Consider the following 20,177-nt stretch of genomic DNA (forward strand, 5'->3'; position numbering starts at 1 on the left):
ACGCGGCGGCTTACCGGTTCAAAGTCAACTCGACGGAATCCGGTCCGGTATGCCGGCCAAGCAGGTTCAGCAATCCAGCCAGATTCTCACGCGCTTCGGGCGCCGACGTCGCCACGCCGCTGAACGTGCTCGAACCCTGCGATACGGTTCCTTGGCCCGACAGCATCAACGGCCCGCGCGTGGTCGTCAGGTTGATCGTGCCCGCCTGACCTTCCGCCTGAAACACCACGCGATACGACCCGAGCGGCTTCACGCGCGACACGCGCGACGACATGTCATCCAGCGTCACGATCACCTGACCGTACGTGCTGCCTCCCAGAATGCGCCAGTCGGTCCACGTCAGACGCACGTTGCCGTCCGGATCGAGTGTGTTAAAAGGCGCCCCAAGTCCGCTCAGCAAACTCGCCGGCACCGCGATGGAACCAGATGAAAGCGTCGAGCTTTTCGAGCTTGCATCCACAAGAACCGGGTCCGGCATGGCGTCGGTCTGGAACATCTGCATGCGCACGTGCCCGGTAAATAACGGCCAGAACGCCGTGCGCCATTCAATGCGTCCCGGCAGCAAGGTCGCGCCCTCACCGCCGCCGCCGGTTGCGAGCATCAGCGTGGCCGAGCCTTTCCAGAGCGAACCGGCTGGATCGACGAGATTGACGTGACCACCCGTGTTCTTGCCGAACTGCGGCACGATCCACGCGGCGGGCAACATGACGAACAACGTCACGGCGACCGATGCAAAAGCCACCGCGAACCATGGCCAGGCGGCCAGGAGCCGCCGCGTTCCGTAGTTCATTGCGGCTGTGCCGGTTGCAGCGACGCCGTCAGATCCACCTGACCATCCGGTTTTTGCGCCGTGATATGCGCTTCGTTGACCTGCACCTTGTATTGCTTGCGGACGTCGTCGAGCCAGACCGTCCATTCCGGAAACGATACGTTCTTCAACTGAAACTGCACGGCCGCGCCGACCACCTGAACCTGTGTCGCGGGCATGTTGTTGTCGGCGAGCGACTTCGTCAACGCGTCGCGCAGCGCGCCGCCGGTCGGCGTGACGCCTTGCGCGCTGCCCACCAGCGAACGCGCTTCGTTGGCTTGCGCCGTCATCTGCGCAAGCTGCGCCTGCATGCGCGGCAGCGATTCGCGCAAACGCGCACGGCCTTCGTAAGCCGGCGCCCACAGCACCAGATACACAATGACGATGGCCAAAGCCGCGCCGCCCCACATCAGGATGGTCTTTTCGCGCTGGGTCCGGGCGGACCAGAACTCCATGCCGGTATCGGTGATTGCCTGTTTCATTGGCCGCTCCTGACTGACCATTTGCCCGTGTTGCTGTCGATGCTGCCCGTCAGTCCGTTCGCGATCAGACGCCTTTGCAGGCCGGGGTCGACCTTGGTTTCCGGCTTGAAGGTCACGTCGAGTTTCCTGTCGCGATAATCCAGCGCCGCGATGCCGTTCACCGGAATCGGTCCGAGCGCGCGGGCGAAGGCGTCGGCGATCGACAGGAAATCCGTGGGCGACAATTGTCCCGATGCAAGCCGCAGACGGTCGAGTTGGCGCGCCATCTGGTCGGGTGCGTCGAGCACGACCGTGGTTTTCGGAAATGTATTGAGCAGCAGTTCGGTCATCTGCGCGTTGATCGCGTCGCGTTGCCGGCTGAGCTGGATCCACTGGATGTTGATCCCGATCATCGACACGATCAGCGCCCCCGCGAGCAGCGCCACCGGCACTTTCAGGCGCCGCATGGTCGCGCGGTCGAGCCGCCACGGTTGGGCGGCGAATTCGAACTGGCACAGGTCGAAGCGGTTCGCGAGCGCGTTGCGCGCGAGGACTTCGAACGGCAGCGGTTCTGCGCCGGGAATGCCGGCCCGTCCCGAAACCGATGAAAGCCGAGGTTCCGCGCCGGGCACATCGCGCAGCGTGTAGAGCGTCATGGGCTGCGCGCCGGCAAGCGCGCCAAGCGTGGCCGTGGCGGCATCGGCGGGAATCGCGAGACCTTCGCCGAGCGCCGCGTGCTCACCGCGCGCAATCGCGATCTCGACGCGCGGCACGGCGTTTGGCGGCGGCGCCATCGCTTCGCCGACAAGCAATGCGGGCGCGGTTGGAACCACCTCGCCCAGCACGCCCGCGACGAACGGATTGGGCACGTCGGCACCACTTTCTTGCAGCGGCAGGCAACGCATTGCCGGCACGGCCTTCACATTCCGATGCCCGCTATTCGCGAACGCTTCCATCAGGAACCGGAACCAGCCGCGATCGATCACCGCCATCACGCGCGCACCGCTTGCAAGCGCAACCGGATCAACAGCGATATGGCACGTATGCGGGTCCTGGATCAGTTGATCCTCGACCACGTTCGGCAAAGCCTGGCGCAAACGCGGCCCTTTCAATGGCGGCAGCGGCGCGGCGGTCAGCAGCAAATCGCGCGCGGCGACGATCAGCACTGTCGCGCTCGCGCGCGGCAGGAGCCCGAGCGCGGCGCGGCCGGTGCGTTGCGTGACGTTGCGCTTGTCCAGCAGCAAAAACGGCAGCTCCGGCAAATGCCATTCTTCGGAGCGCACCGCCGGATCGCGCGGCGGCAGTAGGACGATCAATGTGCTCAAAGGCCGCTCTCTTCTCTTCGGGTGTTCGAATGTCGTGCTTGAAGCTTATTCATGGTGATCATTCACTGTACTTCGCATCAAAGCTGGTCGCGCACATAAACAATACGCGTGGTGTGCGTCGCCGGATCGCGATACAGCAACGTGGTCCGCTCCACTTCGGCGCGCTCGTGCTCCACGCGGCCGTGGATCAGAAAGTATTTCGTCGTCACATCCATCTGGTTCATATCGATGCCATCCGTCTTCACGCCCGCGCCGGTCAGCGCGAGTTGCACGTTGCCGACATCGTGGAAAAACACGGTCTCGCGCCGCGCAACAAACGCCTGCGCCTGCGAGAGCGACATGCCCGGCACCGTGGCCGCGACCACTTCCGCAGTCGCGGTGTTCATGTTCACCGACGTCGTGGTCGGCAGGACCGTCACGAAAGGCCGCAATTTGTCGACGATTTCCGGCGAAAATCCCGGAACGTCGAGCAACGACTCCACGTTGATCATCTGCAGCGGCGCAACGGGCGCGTTGCTGTCGGCGTCCGAAAGACCGGGGTCGTCGGTGAAATTGCCGCCGCCGGTCCCGCCGCCTTGCGCCAAACCCTGAAGCACCGACTGCTGCGTGTTGTTCGCCGTCCCTATCGTGCTTTGCGTCTGGAACCGCGTCGCCGATTGCGCCAGCCCCGCGCGCAACTGCAGCGCCACGGTTTTCGCCAGCGACCCGTTGAGTCCGAGCAACGTCAGCAAGCGCTGAAACGACTGGATCTCGTCCACGTTGATGGTCAGCAGGCCCGGCGTTGGCGTGGAAACCAGATTGCGCAGGTTGAACTTGGCCTGCGCGTCTTCAATCGATCCCGACAGATACGTCGACGCCCCTTGCTGCGCCCGCACCTCGCCAATCTGCCCGAGAAAATCCGACAGGCGCGTCTTCGCGATCGGCACGCCCCACACGCCGCCGAGATACGTGACGTTCGGCGCGGTATCGGCTTCCGAGCGCAGGATCAGGCGCGTCCAGTCGAGCGCGCTGCGCGAGATCCATTGCGCCTGCGCGAGCAGCCTCTGGTTCTCGATACGCCTGATCTGCACTTCCTGCCGCCACAGCAACCCGGACACGATAATCGCCGACAACGCCACCACCAGCAGCGCGCTGATGATCGCGACGCCTTTTTCACGCCTTTCTGCCGGTTTCGATGCAGCCCGCGCCATGGTCATTCTCCGATCAGGAAAACGCGCGTGATCGGCGCGGCGAGACCGTGCGCGCCGACCGCAATCTGGATGCCTGTCACGGCACGCGGCAACGGCGCGTTGCCGAGTTGCGGCACTTTCAGGTTGTTGTCGTTTTGCGTGATCTGCGAGGTCACGTCCGCCATCCTCATCGTCCAGCCTGTTTTGGGCACGTAGGCGCGCGTGGCGAAGGTCGTGACGCCGGCCATCAACGGAATCGTGGACCAGCCGTCCGCGCCGTCTCCAGCGGATAGCGCCCGCCGCACTTCGCCAATGTTTCCCAACGGCGGCGATGCAAACCTCACGACCACGCCATTGCTCAGCCGGTATCGGATCACCTGCAAGCGCGGCGCCGCGCCCGCCGCATACACGCCGCGCACGATCTGCAGCGAATTTCCGCCAATCGCGACCGCCGCCTGGCCGGCTTCGTCGTCCGTTGCGGCCTGGCGGGCATCGATGCGCATCTGGTCGAACAATTGCTGCACCACGCGCTCGTCTTCCATCGCGTTCGTGATCGTCGTGCGTCCGCGCATGATCTGGTCGAGACCGCGCCACGACAGCACCGCGATCACCGCCAAAATCGCTATCGCGACCAGCATCTCGATCAGCGTGAAGCCACGCTCGCCACGTGAGCGGCGAAGGCGCCGCTCAGAGCGACCGGTTCGTTTCATTCGCCACCACCATGACCATTTGCGCGAGATTGCCGGGCCGGCCGGGCGAGGTGACGGACACTTCCACTTTCCTGAAAATCGGATTTGGCGTAGATGTCACGCGATCCGTGCATGTCAGCCTCAGGTTTCCCTGCGAGCAATCGAATGTCCGCGCGCCGATTTCGGGCCACGAATGCGTGAGCCGCAACTGCGCGAGTTCATTGTCCGCGCTCCATCCGGCGAGCAACCGGTTATGCAAGTCCGCCTCGCCGGTCGCAAGCGATCCCACGGCCCGAAGCGACGCCGCCAGCGCCACCGCAATGATCGCCAGCGCGACGAGCACTTCGATCATGGTGAAACCGCGTGCGTGCTTGAGTGATGGAAGCTTCGCCATCAGCGCACCCGATACCGGCCGTTGCCCGTACCCACAATCGTCGCCCGTCCCACGGCAGAAACAATCGTCACTTCCATGGGGGTATCGATCGCTTCCGTGCCGAACACCAGACGTCCCGCTTCCTGATCCGAGCCCAGGTACTGAATCGTCACGCCGGTCACGCCGCCTTCCCAGCGGCGCGGGCGCAGCAAGTCGTCACGCAGCGGACGCCAGCCGTCTTCGGTACGGACATCGAAACGAAAACCGCCGTCAAGCGGCTGCCACGCAATAGGCCGGGCGCGCACTTGAGCCTCGTCCCCCGCCGATTCGAACAGCAGCGCGAGCCGCTGCGCTTCCTCGTTCAGATCCGTGCGCGGATTGCGCGTGAGTTGCAGCGAAGCAAGCGACACGAGCAACCCCGCAATCACCAACACCACCAGCATTTCCAGCAACGTGAAGCCAGCTTGCGGCCGTGCCTTCGCCGCGCGCTGCGGCTTAAAGGCTGAACGATCCGGCTCGTGCTGCTGGTTCACGTCGGTTACTTCTATAAAAAATGCTTATTGCCACGAGCCGACATCGGCATCATTGCCCTCGCCGCCCGGCTTGTTGTCCGCGCCATAGCTGAACACGTCCACTTCTCCATGCACGCCCGGGTTCAGATATTGATACTGCGCGCCCCACGGGTCGTTCGGCAGGCGTTCGAGATAACCGCCGTCCTTCCAGTTGTTCGGAATCGGATCGTTGGTCGGCTTTTCGATCAGCGCGCGCAGACCCTGCTCCTGCGTCGGATAACGGCCGTTATCCAGCCGATACAACTTCATCGCCTGCATGATCGTGCCTATGTCCTGCTTCGCCGCCACGCGCCGCGCTTCGTCCGGACGGCTCATGATCTTCGGCACGATCAGCGCCGCGAGAATGCCGAGAATGGCGATCACCACCATGATTTCGATCAGCGTGAAACCGCGCTGACGGCGTTTTTGCTGTGTGCCTTGCGCCGTCTGGAGTGCGTCGCGGCGCTTCATCAACATTTGCATGACTTGATCTTCCTTTCCAATTTTGATGTCGTTCACGGCGCGCGTCAGATCGCCGCGCCATGATTTTTTCACTCTCTGTCCGCAGGCAACGCCTGGTTGTTGTGGACAGGAAAGCATTCTATAGGTGCGGCGTAAGGTGATTTCGCCTCGCGCGCCCGCCTCGTTCGATCCCTTTGATCTCGCGCTGCCTCAGCGCACATAAATTGTCGGTCCCGGCGCATTTGGCGGCAGGAACACTTCAGAAAGCGCGCCTTTTCTGTCGATGATGATCGAGCGCTTGCGCACTTCCTTGATCGTCACGCCTTGCGTCAAAGGACCGCCGAGCGAAATCGCGCGCGCCGGTTCGCCGCCGTAGCTGACAATCGCCGCCGCGCCGTGCTGCAAGGCCAGAATGCCGAACAGATGCACGTCCTGGTTCTCCTGACGCTTCAACTGGCCGCCAAACAGCGTGGCCGCGAGTTCCGTGGAAGGCGCGCGCCCCGCCGCTGCTGCGGGCAACGGCGCGCTCTGATGCGATGTCAGCGTGACGATCCACCAGGTCAGCGTCGCGCAGAAAACGGCCAGCGCGGCGAGCGTGAGAAGACGGGTTTGGAGGGCGTTCATAAGGTCGGCTTCTTCACTGCACCAGATTGTTCAATTCGATGATCGGCAACATCACTGCGAGCACGATCACGAGCACGACGCCGCCCATCGCGAGGATCAGGAGCGGTTCGAGCAGGCTTGTCAGGAACATCGTGCGGCGTTCGAGTTCGCGCGCTTCGCCTTCGGATGCGCGGTCGAGCATGGTGGTGACGTCGCCGGTCGCTTCGCCGGAACGGATCAGATGGACCAGCACCGGCGGAAACGTCTTCGTGTTGCCGAGCGCGCGCGACAGCGACGTGCCTTCGCGCACGCGAATAATCGCGTCTTGTACGTTTTCGCTCATCGCGCGATTGCTCAGCGTTTCGCCAGCGGCTTGCAGCGCGCGCAGGATAGGCACGCCGGCCGCCGTCAGGATTGCCAATGTGCTGGCAAAACGCACGGTGTTGTATCCGCGAACCAGTTTGCCGAGCAGCGGCGCAGTCAAGAGCCAGCGGTCGAACGCCATGCGCGGCCCAGGCCGCGCAAGCAATGTCTTGATGAACCAGCTGATTACAATCACGCCGATCAGCATGGCCCACCAGTAATTCCGGACGAAACCGGAAAGCGCCATCATCGCGATGGTGAGGAACGGCAGCGACTGCTTGGTGCTGGCAAAGACGTTCACCACCTGCGGCACCACGTAGCTCAGCAAGAACGTGACAATGCCAAATGCGATCAACGTGACGATGGCCGGATACGTGAACGCAAGCACGATCTTCTGCTTGAGCGCATTACGCTGTTCAATGTAATCCGCAAGCCGCGACAACACGAGCCCAAGCTTGCCCGTATGTTCGCCAGCGGCCACCAGCGCCCGATAAATCTCCGGGAAATCGCGCGGATGCTCAGCAAGCGCGCTGGCAAACGAATGGCCGCCAAGCACTTCGGCGCGTATCGCGGCCATTAGTTCGCGAATGTAATCACGCTCGGATTGCTCGGTCAGGACCGACAGGGTTTCGCCGAGCGGCAATCCCGCAATCAACAAGCTCGCAAGCTGGCGCGTGAGGATGGCCTGCTCGCGCTGCGACAAACGTTTCCCCAGCGACAAACGCTGTTTGCGCTCGCCACGCGTACGAGACCCGGCTGCCTCCACGACAAGCGGCGTGAGCCCTTGCGTACGCAACTGGCTGCGCGCGGAGCGGGCGCTGTCGGCATCGAGCACGCCTGTTTGCGACTTGCCCGCCTGATCGATTGCTTCGAAACGAAACGCCGGCATGGATGTTTAGTCTCCGCCCGTCACGCGCAGCACTTCTTCAAGCGAAGTCGCGCCAGTCGCCAGCCACCGGTTCGCGTCTTCACGCAGCGTGCGCATGCCCTGTTCGCGGCCAGCCGTCAAAATTTCGGCATCCGATGCATTGCGGTGAATCAACGCGCGGATCGGGTCGTCTAGCAGCAAAAGTTCGTACACGCCGCGCCGTCCTGCATAGCCGGAGTTGCCGCATTTATCGCATCCGACCGCGTGCCAATGCATGTGGCCATTTTCCGTGCGCTGTTCCTTGCACACCGGACACAACTGGCGCACGAGCCGCTGCGCCAACACGCCAAGCAGCGACGAAGCCAGCAAATACGGCTCCACGCCCATGTCGGTCAGACGTGTCACCGCCGAGGCCGCGTCGTTCGTGTGCAGCGTGGCGAGCACGAGGTGACCCGTCAGCGACGCCTGCACCGCAATCTGCGCCGTTTCCAGATCGCGGATTTCCCCGATCATGATGATGTCAGGATCCTGCCGCAGAATGGATCGCAACGCGCGCGCGAAAGTCATGCCAATGCGCTCGTTCACCTGCGTCTGGCCAATCCCGCCCAGATCGTATTCGATAGGATCTTCCACCGTCATGATGTTGGTGGTCGCCGTTTCGAGGCGCGACATGGCGGCATACAGCGTGGTCGTCTTGCCGGAACCCGTCGGACCCGTCACGAGCACGATGCCGTGCGGGCGGCCGATCAGCTTGTCGAAATGAACCAGCGTGTCGCGCGCCATGCCGAGCGTTTCGAGGTTCAGGCGTTGCGCGTCTTTTTCCAGCAGACGCAGCACCGCGCGTTCGCCGTGACCGGTCGGCAATGTGGAAACACGCACGTCCACCGGCCGGCCGCCGACGCGCAGCGTGATCCGCCCGTCTTGCGGAAGCCGTTTTTCGGCGATATCGAGCTGCGCCATGATCTTGATCCGCGAGATCAGCGCGCCATGCAGCGCCTTCTTCGGGCGCACGACGTCGCGCAAGGTGCCATCGACACGAAAACGCACGACGGAAGACGTCTCGAACGGTTCAATATGAATATCCGATGCCTGCTCGCGCGCCGCCTGCGTCAGCAACGCATTGATCATGCGAATGATCGGCGCGTCGTCCTCCGACTCGAGCAAATCCTCGATCTCGGGAATGTCCTGCATCAGGCGCGACAAATCGACTTCGCCTTCCACTTCGCCCACCACCTGCGCCGCGCTGCCGTCGTTGCGCGAGTAGGCGGAATTGATCGCCGCGGAAAGCTCGTCCACCGGCAAACGCACAATAGACAGCGCGCCGAAGTTGCGGGCGACTTCGGCGAGTGCGGCGTCGCTGGTTTTGTCGCTGATCCACACTTCAATGCTGTCCGCGTGCTGATGCGCGACGAGAATCTGCCCCGTGCGCGCGAACGCGTACGGGATCAGCCGTGCCGCGAGCGGCGACGGAATACTCGTGGCGACATGTGCTGCTGCGGACAGGTTCAACGTACTCACGGCTTGGCTCCTGCATCGCCATTGAGCGGCACGCCCGGCGCCGGGTTGTTGTTCGGCACGGCGTAGTTGTTCACATTCGCGGGCTGCTGCGGCTGCGGTTGCGGCTGATACGGCTGCTGCTGGCCCGGCGGTTGCGCCTGCTGGTATTGCTGCTGCCCTTGATATTGATCTTGTTGCTCCAGCGACTGTTGCTGGCCCCTTGGCGGCCTGGCCTGCGGCAGGGTCGTACTGCCGCCTTGCGACGGCGAGCGTGTCATATTGTTCCAATCGAACAAGTTCTGCGACGCCACGCCACCCTGGCTCGGGCCAATCGGCGGCGGCGGAAGCACCGGAACGTCGCGATCTTTTTCGATCCGGTTATCGGAGATCGAGTTGTACTGTTGCTGGCGCAGGTATTCGTAGCGATCGTTCGAGATCTGCGAACTGGTGGCCTGATCGCGCACGATGACCGGACGCAGGAACACCATCAGGTTAGTCTTCGTCCGGGTCTTCTGCTCGCTGCGAAACAATTGTCCAATCCACGGAATGTCGCCAAGCAGCGGCACCTTGCTGTTGCTCGTGTTGTACTGATCTTGCATCAATCCGCCCAGTACGACAATTTCGCCATCGTCGGCAAGAATGGTCGACTGGATGGAACGCGTGTTGATAGTCACGCCGCCAGGATTGTTGGTCGTGGTGGTATCGACGCTTGAATCTTCCTGGTAAAGCTGAAGCTTCAGAATGCCGTCCTGCGTGATCTGCGGCTTCACGTGCAGCGTCACGCCCACGTCGCGGCGGTCAAACGTGTTGAACGCGGACACCGACGTACCGGTATTCGCCGTCGGCGTGGCGTACGAACCGGTCACCACCGGAACGTTCTGGCCGACCACGATCTTCGCTTCCTCGTTGTCGAGCGTAATGAGGTTAGGCGTTGAAAGAATGTTGGCGTCCGCTGACGTCGACAGCGCCTGCAGCAAACCGCCAAGTCCGAAGAAGTTGCCGAACTTATGCAGCAAGCCGATGTTCAAGCCCTGCGCGAGCAATCCCGTCTGCCCGGCAAGCGAGGACGGGTTACTGCCCACCGCGTACCCGGCGGCTGTCAGGTCGACAATGTTGCTGCTGCCCGTGCCGAAGTTCGAGCCGCCGTAAATGGCGTTGTTGCCACCGCTCGACAACAGCGCGCCTTGCCACTGAATGCCGAGATTCGCGCCCGTCGTGGCGGACAGTTCAACAATCAGCGCTTCGATATAAACCTGCGGCCGGCGTGCATCGAGTTGATCGATAACGGTGCGCAAGTTGCGATACACCGGGTCCGACGCCGTGATGATCAGCGAGTTGGTTGACGTATCGGCCTGGATCATGCCGTTGCCGGGCTGGTCGTTGCCGCCGCTGCTGTCGTTGTTGTTATTGCTGAAACTCTTGTCGTTGCTCTGGCCACCGCCGCCCATCGGGTTGCTGCTCGATGACGAACTGCTGCCGCCCAGACCACCCGGCAATGGCGGCAAGCCGTTCGTTCCCGTCGACGAATTGGAACCAAGGCCGCTCTGCCCGAACGAGCCTGAACCACCCGACGACCCCGATCCGGACGAAGACGAGGACGAACTGTCGCCGCCCTTGCCCATCATCGCGCGCAAGGTCTTGGCAAGACGCGTGGCGTCCGCGTTGCGCAGCGAGACAACGTGCATGTTGCCGGGCTGCGTGGTCGCGGAGTCGAGCTTGTGCGCAAGCTGCTTCGCCGCTGCCAGCCGCGAACTGCTGGATGCGCGCAGCAACAACGAGTTGGTGCGCGAATCTGCCGTGACGGTGACTTTCAGCGTGGCGTCGGTGCTGCCGATCGATCCTGGATCGAGCAGCTTGCTCATCTGTTCGGCCACATCGAGCGCATTCGCGTTCTTCAGCGCGACGACGTCGACCTGACGTCCCGCCGCTGTATCGATTCCCGCGATGATGCTGCCAATGCGCCGCACATTGTCGGCGTAATCGGTCACGACCAGCGTGTTGTTCGCCGGATAGGCCGCAATCGTATTGTTCGGCGAGATGAGCGGCCGCAACACCGGCAACAGGTTGTTGGCCGACTCGTTGTGCAGATCGAAAACCTGCGTGATGACCTGGTCGCCCCTCGCGGTCGGCGCGTTGCCAACATAAGTGGGTACGCCCTGCAGCTTTGCGTCGGCTTCGGGCACGACCTTCAGCACTCCGTGATCCTGTACGAGCGCGAAGCCCTGCATCCGCAATGCTGACTGCAGCGTCTTCAAGGCCTGATCTTCCGGCACCGGATTTTCCGATACCAGATTCAACTGCCCTTTGACCCGGGGGTCGACGATGATTGTTTTTCCCGTCGCGGCACCGATCGCCTTTGCAACCTGATCGATGTCCGCATTGACGAAATTCAGTGTCACTTGTGCGTGCGCGAGTTGCGTGGTGACAAGACCAGCCACCAGCAAAGCCGTCGCCGCGCGACGCAATGCCATACGTTTTCTTCTCATGGAGTGTGATGTCTAGACCTGCTGATAACGCCGCACCCGACACATCGAATTAAGTGCCAATTCGACACTTTTACCGCCCGATAGTCCGCTGCCAACGTTTCCAGGGCCGATGCCCGGGCAATGCCATATCCCAAAAACGTGAACCATAGCAGCTTTTGATGTCCGTTTTGTCACAAAACTACTATCAATTGGCTGACGACGCACAATTTTCAAAAACACCTGAAGATTCAATTAATTCCATTTTAGAAAGGTAAATTTTTCTCCATGATTTTTGATGCCTACTAGGTATCCGTTTCCCAGCAAGGCATCCCGGAATTGTCATATTTTTGCGGCTTCTCTCGTACAGGCGACGTATCCACATCGGACCGGCTTATAAAGGAAAGATCACACGAAACCTTTGCTTGCAAAAAATTTGCTGCCGGTTGGCGCAGGATAGCTGGCGTATGTCGGATGGCCGAATTTAAAACGAAATAGTCTGCCGGTATGATACGGGCGGATTGACGTTCCGGATGCGCTCTGTTCGGGTGGGTTTTCCCGTGTTTTCAATGCCTTACCACGTGTTACGCAGTCTTACCCGCTTCGCCGGGCACATGGACCTTTTACGTCCGGAGCCTCGCGAAAGGAAAACAGCGTGTGGGCGTCAGGCGCGCCGTTGATCAAGTGGACCTACAGATGATGAAACTAGTGTTGCAATTTCTTGCGCTTGGATTTGGTGGCCTGCTTATGGCTGCGCCGGCGCACGCCGACTGCTTCGACGAAGCGGCCAAATATCAGAAAGTGAACCCGTTGATATTGCGGGCGATTGCATGGCAAGAGTCACACAACCAGCCCGGCGCCATGAACAAGAATGCGAACGGTTCGATTGACTACGGTCTCATGCAGATCAACTCGATCCATCTGGGCCAGCTTGCGCAATACGGCATCTCCACCACCACGCTGATGGAACCCTGCAAGTCAGTGTACGTAGCAGCCTGGCATTTGCGCCAGAAAATGAACAAGTATGGCAACACGTGGCAAGCAGTCGGCGCTTACCACTCGGAAACGCCTTCGTTGCGCGATCAGTATTCAAAGCAGATCATCGCCATCCTCGGGAAGTGGAAACTGTTGACGGCTTCGCGTTGACTCTCCTGAATTTCCAATCTTGTTCAAGCGTTTTTCATCGCATGGCGCGGCGTTCCAGCCGGGTTTGATGCACAATTCCGCGTTCCGGCTCGCCACTTAAACGAGCGATTTTTCTTGAAAGCGCCCCGCTCATTTTGCGGCCGCGCGCGCGAATTCGCGCCTTTCCAAGCCAACGCGATGAATCAGCCATTGCCAGTCACCGTACTTGCCGGTTTGCCAGGCGCGGGCAAAACCACGCTCGTGAACCACCTCCTTGGCGGCAGCCATGCCGATCACGCCGGTCCGCGCATCGCGCTGGTATCGGGCGAAACGGACCACGTTTCCAACGAGATTGCACGGCTCGCGGCGCGGGGCAATGTGGATGCCATCGTGGTGGAAGCGCGGGGTCACGACGATCCGCAGAGCGTCGCGGAAAATCTCGTCTTCGATGACGACATTGCTCAACTGGACACCGTCGTGACCGTGATCGACGCGCAAAATTTCCCGCGCGATTACGCGTCGACAGCCATGCTCGGCCACGACGAAGAAGGCGAGCGCACGGTCGTGGAAACGCTGGTCGCGCAGGTCGAGTTCTGCGATGTGATCGTGATCAACAAGACCGATCTCATCGATAAAACCGCGCTCGCGAAGCTTCGCGACATCCTGCACGCGCTCAACCCGCGCGCTGAAATCATCGGTACGCAGTTCGGCGTCGTGCCATCAAAAGAGGTTGTGAATACTGATCGTTTCGACTTCGATGCAACATCGAGCGCGCCAGGCTGGCTTGCCATGCTCAACGCCGAACCCGGTGCAACGCTCATTGCGGCGAACGAGTCGGGCATTGGCGGCTTTGTGTATCGGGCGCGGCGGCCGTTTCATCCTGAGCGGCTCTGGTCGCTTCTGCATCAGGAATGGACTGGCGTATTGCGGTCCAAGGGTTTTTTCTGGCTTGCTACGCGCAGTGATATTGGTGGATCGCTTTCACAAGCCGGTGGCGCGCTGCGGCACGGGCCGGCGGGCGTATGGTGGGCAGCCCAGGATCGCAATGAATGGCCGACGGGCGACGCCGAGCTGGAGGCGGAGATTGCGGCGGACTGGTTCGGCGACGCGGACGACACGAGCATTGGGGATCGCCGGCAGGAACTGGCGATAATCGGCACGGCGCTTGACGAAGCGCATTGGCGCAGCGCGTTCGATGCGTGCCTCCTCACCGATGAAGAATGGTCGCTAGGCGCTCAAGCATGGGCGTCTTTCGGCGATCCGTTTCCATCGTGGGAAATAGACGATCACGAAGATCATGAGCATGGTCACGATCACGGCGACGAATGCGACTGCGGCGCGCACGGACATGATCACTGACGCACTCGGCGCGTAATTGGCGACTTCGCGCAGCACGCCGAACCCCAAAAAAAACCCGCCGAGGCTTGTTGCCAATGGCGGGTTACGTGCGCTGAATCTACAGTCCAGCGCTGACAATCGGTTATGAGTTACCGTTTGTTCACTGCGTCCTTGAATGCCTTGCCAGCCGTGAACTTGACGGTCTTGGCTGCCGGAATCTTGATGGATTCGCCGGTCTTCGGATTACGGCCGGTGCGCGCTGCGCGCTTGCCCGAGCCGAAGCTGCCGAAGCCAATCAATTGCACGGCGTCGCCCTTCGAGACAGCCTTCTTGACCACTTCGAGCAACGTGTCCAGCGTTTCGCCGGTTTGAGCCTTGCTGGCGCCGGTCTGAGCGGCCACGGCGTCGATCAGTTCCTGTTTATTCATTAAGGTTCCTTTATCAGTTTAGGTTGACACGAACAGCGCGAACGCGCCGATTATACGTGCGCGGGCCTTGCAGTCGAGCACTGGCGCGGGTCCAGCCCCCTGGCCCCCTATTCCGGCAAACCCTCAAGCTTCCGGCAGCCGGGCCACCTCCCTACTCGGCGGTTGTTATCATAACGCAGCGCAAACCCAATCAGGACAAGGGTTTCGAAGATTTACGCGTGATCTGGCAGGGGAAAAACCCTTTATTTCCAAATTGCGCGCACGGGCAATCGCTTCGCACGGTGCACGCAACGCGTCGTTGGTTTTTGCCAACGGTTGCTCAAAAGCCAGGGCGTATCGTGCCCAAAGCCTTGCCCCTATTGGCTTTCTGGGTGCCAAGCGCACCTTCCCGCCGCACGCGACACACGTCGTCTTGCGCGCTATCTCATTAATTGGGTTTTGACCTTGCATGAACGATTTTTCAGGCAACACGTCTCTTCTCGCTGACCGTTCACGCTGGGCTGGACGTCGGGTTTTCACTGTTTTGCAAACACAATTCGATGCCGGGCGGTTTATCGATACATGGAGCGCGTGGCGAGACGATCCACAGCGCTGCGAGCGTCTGCATGTCGTAGCTGTCATGACGCCCGGAGCGATGAAAGCGCCCGATATTCCGGCCGATAAATCAGCGTTGCGGCAACTTCTGGTCGATGCATGGCCAATGCCGGTTCCAGGTCTTCACAGGCTGGAATTTGAAAACGGACGTGTTGTGTTGACCATCGCCGCTGGCGACGCGCCAAGCATGCTGCACAAACTCTGGATGCGCGCGGATTCGTTTTATTTGCGTAGCGGCACGTTCGGGGAGAACTTGCCGTTCATAGCCAAAGCGCTCGCGCGCATTGCTGGCGACTCGGCCACCCTTTGCGCCGAGGCGCACCCACTATTGCCGAGAGCATTGAATGATGCGGGTTTTGCCATCGACGAATCCGCCGCGAATTCCCACCGTGTGAGCGCGCGATTCGCGCCGCGCTGGCGTGTGCGTCGCCATGAACCGCCCGTTGCATCGCCGTGTGCGTTAGAAGAAAGCACCCGCCATGCGATCGTCATCGGCGCCGGACTTGGCGGTTGTGCGATCACTGAGCGGCTTGCGTCGCGAGGATGGCGGATCACGTTAATCGACCGCCACGAACGCCCTGCCCGCGAAGCGTCCGGCAATCCCGCAGGCGTGTTCCATCCGGTCGTCTGGCGCGACGACAGCATCGCCGCGCGGCTCACGCGCGCCGGATTTCTCTACGCGCGCAACCGATGGTCCGTGCTTGAGCAACACGGCCACGATCTCGGGCGCAGCCGCAACGGCCTGTTGCAGATCGCGGATTCAGCGGAGGACGCACGCGCTATCGCGTCGGCGATTACACGCTTTGGCTTGCCAGGCGTCTATGTGAGCGCAGCCGATGAAACCGAAGCCGCGCGCCTCGCTGGCCAGCCGGTATCGCGCGCGGGATGGTTTTTTCCTCATGGCGGCTTTATCTCGCCAGCGGCCGTTTGCGCGGCGCAATGCGCTGCGGCAGGCGATCGGCTTGCATCGCGCTTCAACACGCAAGTCGAACGAATAGAACGCAAAAATGGTGTATGGACGGCCTTCGATACGACCGGCCGTGCCATCGCCCAAGCGCCGGTCGTAATCCTGGCGAATGCCTACGATGCGCAACGCATCGCTGGCCTGCACGGCCAGCCGACGCGCGGCGTCCGTGGGCAGCTCACGCTGCTGGACGCGAGTCCGCTCGACGGCCTGCGCGTTCCCCTTGTTGGCGATGGCTATGCCGTGCCGCTCGATGACCACAAGACCCTGACCGGCGCAACCTATGATATCGACGACACCAATCCGCTTATCGAGCCATCGGGCCATGATGAAAATCTGGAGCGCGTAACCAGGATGCTGCCGGCATTGAGCACGTTCGCGCCCGATCCGGCCACGCTGAAAGGCCGGGTCGCGTTCCGGTGCGTGACGAGCGACCGCATGCCAATGATCGGTTCCTTCGCCGACGAAACCGCCGCCCGCGCCGATGCCGCCCGCCTTGCCGGTGCATGGCCGCTCGATCTGCCGCGCACGCCCGGCTTATATGGCGCGTTTGCTTTCGGGTCGCGTGGCCTGATCTGGGCTGCGCTAGCGGCCGAACTCATCGCGGCCCAACTGGAAGGCGAACCGTGGCCTATTGAGCGCGAACTCGCCGAAGCGGTCGATCCTGCGCGCTTTTTCCTGCGGGCATTGCGGCAACGCGAATTCATGTGACACGGTAAAAATCTTTTCCACTGCAACCTGTGGATAAGTTGGCAGATTGCCGGCTGATGAGCTGTGCACTCGCTGTGGGCGTAAACGGGACAACTCGTTTGCGCGCCGAAACACGCCAAAGTTGTTCGGAGTTCGCTATCTGGCGCGCACACATTCGCCCCGTGCTTATGCGTTCCACAACTAATTGTTAACAATAAGAAAAAGCAGGTTATCCACAGAAAATCGCCGTTCTTGTTAACTACTACTACGTATATATAAACAAAACTTGTAAACCTTAAAACACGCGTCATCGGCGATGCTCAAAGTCGAAAAACGCCGGTTTCGCTAATCCCGCACCAGCGGGTTTACGGTAGTTATTTCCTCGCGGCGACACATCAAAACCCATTGTTACCGCTTTACTTCAGCACTTGTTGACCGAGCCTTGGTCAGGCCAAGAGCTATGGCACAATCGCCGTTCTTTCGTTTGGCCGCCTTGCCGGCTTATCGCTTCAGCTACATTTCGCGCTAGCGCGCGGACTAGACACAAACGCTGTGAACTCCGCAGCCGCGCCACTTGACCAACGTGTCGAACCGGCTTTATGCGACAACGCCGTGCACCCTGTGCCACGCATCGTTCGCCGCGAACAAAAAACGTCTCTTTACCGCCCATCCGCACTAGCTGCAAAGGAGAAGTCCTCACAATGAAGTCGGCCTTTTCATTCCTACCTGCCTGGCCGCTTACACCCGACGCCATTTTTTGGGCCGGACTCGCGCTGCTTGCCGCCGGTCTCTGCGGCGAATTGCTCTGGCGCGCCTGGCGCTTGCCGAGGATTACCGGATATGCCGTCATCGGCCTGATTGCGGGAAATGCAGGCTTTGGTGTTATCGATGTCAGTTCCGCCGGTCTCTCTCGCGTGCTGCTCGACGTTGCGCTCGGCTTGCTGTTGTTCGAACTCGGCAGCCGGCTCGATTTACGCTGGATCCGTCGCAATCCGTATCTGATCTTGTCGAGCATTGCCGAGAGCACGCTGACATTCGGTTTTGTTTTGATCGCGCTGACGCTGTGCAAGGTGCCGACCATGCCTTCGGTCGTAATTGCAGCGATTGCAATGGCTACGTCGCCGGCCATGGTGATCCAGCTTCGCACCGAACTGCGCGCCGAAGGCCAGGTCACGCAGCGCCTTCTGACGTTGACCGCGCTCAACAGCATGTATGCGGTGGTCGTGGAAAAACTCGCGGCCGGCGTGCTGCATCAGGAAATTTACGGCAACACGCTTGCGACCATCGTGCAGCCGCTTTATCTGCTGCTCGGTTCGCTCGTGCTGGCGCTCGCGCTCGCGCTTGCTTGCAACCTGCTGTACCGAAGGCTCAACACCAACGACGAACATTCGTTCGTTGCCTTGTTCGGTCTCGTGCTGCTCGCCATTGCGCTCGCGCATGTGTTCAAGCTTTCGACGATTCTTGCGTTGCTGGCAGCCGGGATCATCGTGAAGAACTCGAACGAGCGGCCGCAACTCTGGCCAACGCACTTTGGCACGGCGGGCTGGCTGCTTACCGTGATCCTGTTCGCATTGACGCTGACAGCGTTCGAATGGCGCGATATTGCGCTTGGCGGTATGGCGGCGCTTGCGCTGATCGTGGCGCGGTTTATTGGCAAACTGGCTGGCGTGCTGATCTTCGCCAAGCCGAGCGGGCTGAACTGGAAGCAGGGCGCGGCGCTCGGCGTGGCGCTCACGCCGATGTCGGCGCTTGCGTATCTTCTCGTCGACGACATGTACGTGCTGTATCCCGATTACGACCCCACACTGCGCGCAATCGTGATGTGTTCGATCGTCGTGTTGCAGATCGTCACGCCGTTTCTGGTGTATCGCAGCTTGTCGGCGGTCGGCGAGCGGCGCGAATAAGTTGCCGGGTGCAAGTCGTTTTAACCGTCATCCATGGCTGGATGACCCAGGCTTTGTCAATCAAGAGGCACCATGTCACTCGAACCTTTCATCAATTCGGAGCCGTTCACCTTCGGGGTCGAACTCGAGATCCAGGTCGTCAACACGCACGACTACGACCTGACCAAGGCCGCATCCGACCTGATGCGCCTGGTCAAGGACGAAAAGATTCCCGGCAGCATCACGCCGGAGATCACGGAAAGCATGATCGAGTTGTCCACGGGCATCTGTACGACGCATGAACAGGCTCTGACCGACCTGCGCCGGATCCGCGACACGCTCGTGGCCGCGGCTGACCACCTGAACGTCGGACTGTGTGGCGGTGGCACGCATGCCTTCCAGCAGTGGAGCGACCGTCAGATCTTCGATACCCCCCGTTTCCAGTACCTCTCCGAACTCTACGGTTATCTCGCGAAGCAGTTCACGGTGTTCGGTCAGCACGTGCACATCGGTTGTCCGGATCCGGATAGCGCGCTTTTCCTGCTGCATTCCATGTCGCGCTTCATTCCGCATTTCATCGCGTTGTCGGCATCGTCGCCGTATGTGCAGGGTGTCGATACCGGTTTTCACTCCGCGCGCCTGAACTCCGTGTTCGCGTTTCCGCTGTCCGGCCGCGCCCCGTTCACGCTGACCTGGGACAGCTTCGAGGAATATTTCTCGAAGATGGTCAGCACCGGCGTGGTCAACAGCATGAAGGATTTTTATTGGGACATCCGCCCGAAGCCGGGTTTTGGAACCATCGAAGTGCGTGTGATGGACACGCCGCTATCGGTTGATCGTGCGGCGGCGATCGCCTGCTATATCCAGACGCTCGCGCGCTACCTGCTGCTGGACAAGCCTTTGACGCTGAAAGAGGACGACTACCTCGTCTACACATTCAATCGTTTCGAGGCGTGCCGGTTTGGCCTGGAGGGAAGTTGTATCGACCCGCAAACCGGCGAACGGCGCACGATCGCGGAAGACATTCTTGCGACGCTCGATGTGATCGCGCCTCACGCCGATGCCCTCGGTTCGCACGAAGCACTGCGCCAGGTCGGTGACATAGCACGCAGCAATATGAACGATGCGACCTGGCTGCGCGGCGTTTTCGATCGTGAACGCTCGCTTCATGAAGCCGTTCGCCAGCAATGTTTGCAGTGGCGCGAATAAAGGAATCTGCAAGGAAGTAAGGTCAAGGGGCTCGAAAACAGCGTGTAAAACCCCGAGCCTTTTGTACAAACCCGCTAACCGCGGGTTTTTTTTCGCGGTTTTCGTTTCGCGAATTTCAGTCTTCCGGCGATCCCCAAATTAGATTTTCGAACCGATAACCCGCCTCTAAGGTTTACCTTCACGAAGTCGTATACATACGTAATAGTAGTTAACAAGCATCCGGTTTTTCTGTGGGCAACTGCTAAAAACGTCGTTTACTCAACAGTTTGGAGTGCGCATAACCTTATGGCGAAAGCATGGATGAGCGCGGGCAAC

The 20,177-nt window shown here is 60.8% G+C and carries 18 protein-coding genes; 5 read left to right on the top strand and 13 right to left on the bottom strand.

Annotated elements, in window-relative coordinates:
• Positions 1-10: 10 nt before the first annotated feature.
• From gspN to gspD, 12 genes are all read right to left on the bottom strand, one after another.
• Positions 11-790: a type II secretion system protein N gene (gene gspN, locus AWB64_RS05435; RefSeq protein WP_060817573.1), complete on the bottom strand. Its 780-nt coding sequence runs from the start codon at positions 788-790 to the stop codon at positions 11-13.
• The gene (locus tag AWB64_RS05440) at positions 787-1,290 is read right to left on the bottom strand and encodes a type II secretion system protein M (protein ID WP_060817574.1); all 504 of its coding nucleotides are present in this window, start codon (positions 1,288-1,290) and stop codon (positions 787-789) included. The genes gspN and AWB64_RS05440 overlap by 4 nt, the downstream gene beginning before the upstream one ends.
• Complete coding sequence (gene gspL / locus AWB64_RS05445) at positions 1,287-2,594, bottom strand: type II secretion system protein GspL (RefSeq protein WP_060817575.1); 1,308 nt, start codon at positions 2,592-2,594, stop codon at positions 1,287-1,289. Before gspL ends, AWB64_RS05440 begins: the two co-directional genes overlap by 4 nt.
• 77 nt (positions 2,595-2,671) lie before the next feature.
• Positions 2,672-3,784, bottom strand: a complete 1,113-nt coding sequence (gspK, locus tag AWB64_RS05450; protein ID WP_244163932.1) for a type II secretion system minor pseudopilin GspK — start codon at positions 3,782-3,784, stop codon at positions 2,672-2,674.
• Between the two features lie 2 nt (positions 3,785-3,786).
• Positions 3,787-4,473 (bottom strand): PulJ/GspJ family protein, encoded by a 687-nt coding sequence (locus AWB64_RS05455; protein WP_075643240.1) that lies wholly within the window; start codon positions 4,471-4,473, stop codon positions 3,787-3,789.
• A complete protein-coding gene (gene gspI, locus AWB64_RS05460; protein WP_060817578.1) occupies positions 4,451-4,846 on the bottom strand; it encodes a type II secretion system minor pseudopilin GspI in 396 nt (131 codons plus the stop codon). Before gspI ends, AWB64_RS05455 begins: the two co-directional genes overlap by 23 nt.
• Positions 4,846-5,358, bottom strand: a complete 513-nt coding sequence (locus AWB64_RS05465) for a GspH/FimT family pseudopilin (protein ID WP_244163934.1) — start codon at positions 5,356-5,358, stop codon at positions 4,846-4,848. The genes gspI and AWB64_RS05465 overlap by 1 nt, the downstream gene beginning before the upstream one ends.
• 24 nt (positions 5,359-5,382) lie before the next feature.
• Positions 5,383-5,847, bottom strand: a complete 465-nt coding sequence (gene gspG, locus AWB64_RS05470) for a type II secretion system major pseudopilin GspG (RefSeq protein ID WP_099050494.1) — start codon at positions 5,845-5,847, stop codon at positions 5,383-5,385.
• Positions 5,848-6,048: 201 nt separating this feature from the next.
• Entirely contained in the window at positions 6,049-6,462 is a 414-nt protein-coding gene (locus tag AWB64_RS05475; protein WP_060817579.1) for a type II secretion system protein N, read from the bottom strand.
• A 13-nt stretch (positions 6,463-6,475) separates the two neighbouring features.
• Positions 6,476-7,693, bottom strand: a complete 1,218-nt coding sequence (gene gspF, locus AWB64_RS05480; RefSeq protein WP_060817580.1) for a type II secretion system inner membrane protein GspF — start codon at positions 7,691-7,693, stop codon at positions 6,476-6,478.
• A gap of 6 nt (positions 7,694-7,699) precedes the next feature.
• A complete protein-coding gene (gene gspE, locus AWB64_RS05485) occupies positions 7,700-9,190 on the bottom strand; it encodes a type II secretion system ATPase GspE (protein ID WP_060817581.1) in 1,491 nt (496 codons plus the stop codon).
• Entirely contained in the window at positions 9,187-11,640 is a 2,454-nt protein-coding gene (gspD, locus tag AWB64_RS05490; protein WP_082850369.1) for a type II secretion system secretin GspD, read from the bottom strand. The genes gspE and gspD overlap by 4 nt, the downstream gene beginning before the upstream one ends.
• 690 nt (positions 11,641-12,330) lie before the next feature.
• Here gspD and AWB64_RS05495 point away from each other — a divergent pair.
• Positions 12,331-12,777: a lytic transglycosylase domain-containing protein gene (locus tag AWB64_RS05495; protein ID WP_060817790.1), complete on the top strand. Its 447-nt coding sequence runs from the start codon at positions 12,331-12,333 to the stop codon at positions 12,775-12,777.
• Between the two features lie 177 nt (positions 12,778-12,954).
• Positions 12,955-14,115, top strand: a complete 1,161-nt coding sequence (locus AWB64_RS05500) for a GTP-binding protein (protein ID WP_060817791.1) — start codon at positions 12,955-12,957, stop codon at positions 14,113-14,115.
• Positions 14,116-14,243: 128 nt separating this feature from the next.
• On the opposite strand, the gene AWB64_RS05505 is transcribed toward AWB64_RS05500, so the two are convergent.
• Complete coding sequence (locus AWB64_RS05505) at positions 14,244-14,522, bottom strand: HU family DNA-binding protein (RefSeq protein ID WP_031364544.1); 279 nt, start codon at positions 14,520-14,522, stop codon at positions 14,244-14,246.
• Positions 14,523-14,970: 448 nt separating this feature from the next.
• Between AWB64_RS05505 and mnmC1 the strand changes: the two genes are divergently transcribed.
• The 3 genes from mnmC1 (at position 14,971) to AWB64_RS05520 (ending at position 19,862) form a co-directional block, all read left to right on the top strand.
• Positions 14,971-16,791, top strand: coding sequence for an FAD-dependent 5-carboxymethylaminomethyl-2-thiouridine(34) oxidoreductase MnmC1 (gene mnmC1, locus AWB64_RS05510; RefSeq protein ID WP_060817582.1), 1,821 nt, complete (start codon positions 14,971-14,973; stop codon positions 16,789-16,791).
• Between the two features lie 680 nt (positions 16,792-17,471).
• Entirely contained in the window at positions 17,472-18,674 is a 1,203-nt protein-coding gene (locus tag AWB64_RS05515) for a cation:proton antiporter (protein WP_060817583.1), read from the top strand.
• A gap of 72 nt (positions 18,675-18,746) precedes the next feature.
• Positions 18,747-19,862, top strand: coding sequence for a YbdK family carboxylate-amine ligase (locus tag AWB64_RS05520; RefSeq protein ID WP_060817584.1), 1,116 nt, complete (start codon positions 18,747-18,749; stop codon positions 19,860-19,862).
• The last annotated feature ends 315 nt before the right edge of the window (positions 19,863-20,177 follow it).

The sequence above is a fragment of the Caballeronia sordidicola genome, from assembly GCF_001544455.2.
GTDB classification, from domain to species: Bacteria; Pseudomonadota; Gammaproteobacteria; order Burkholderiales; family Burkholderiaceae; genus Caballeronia; species Caballeronia sordidicola.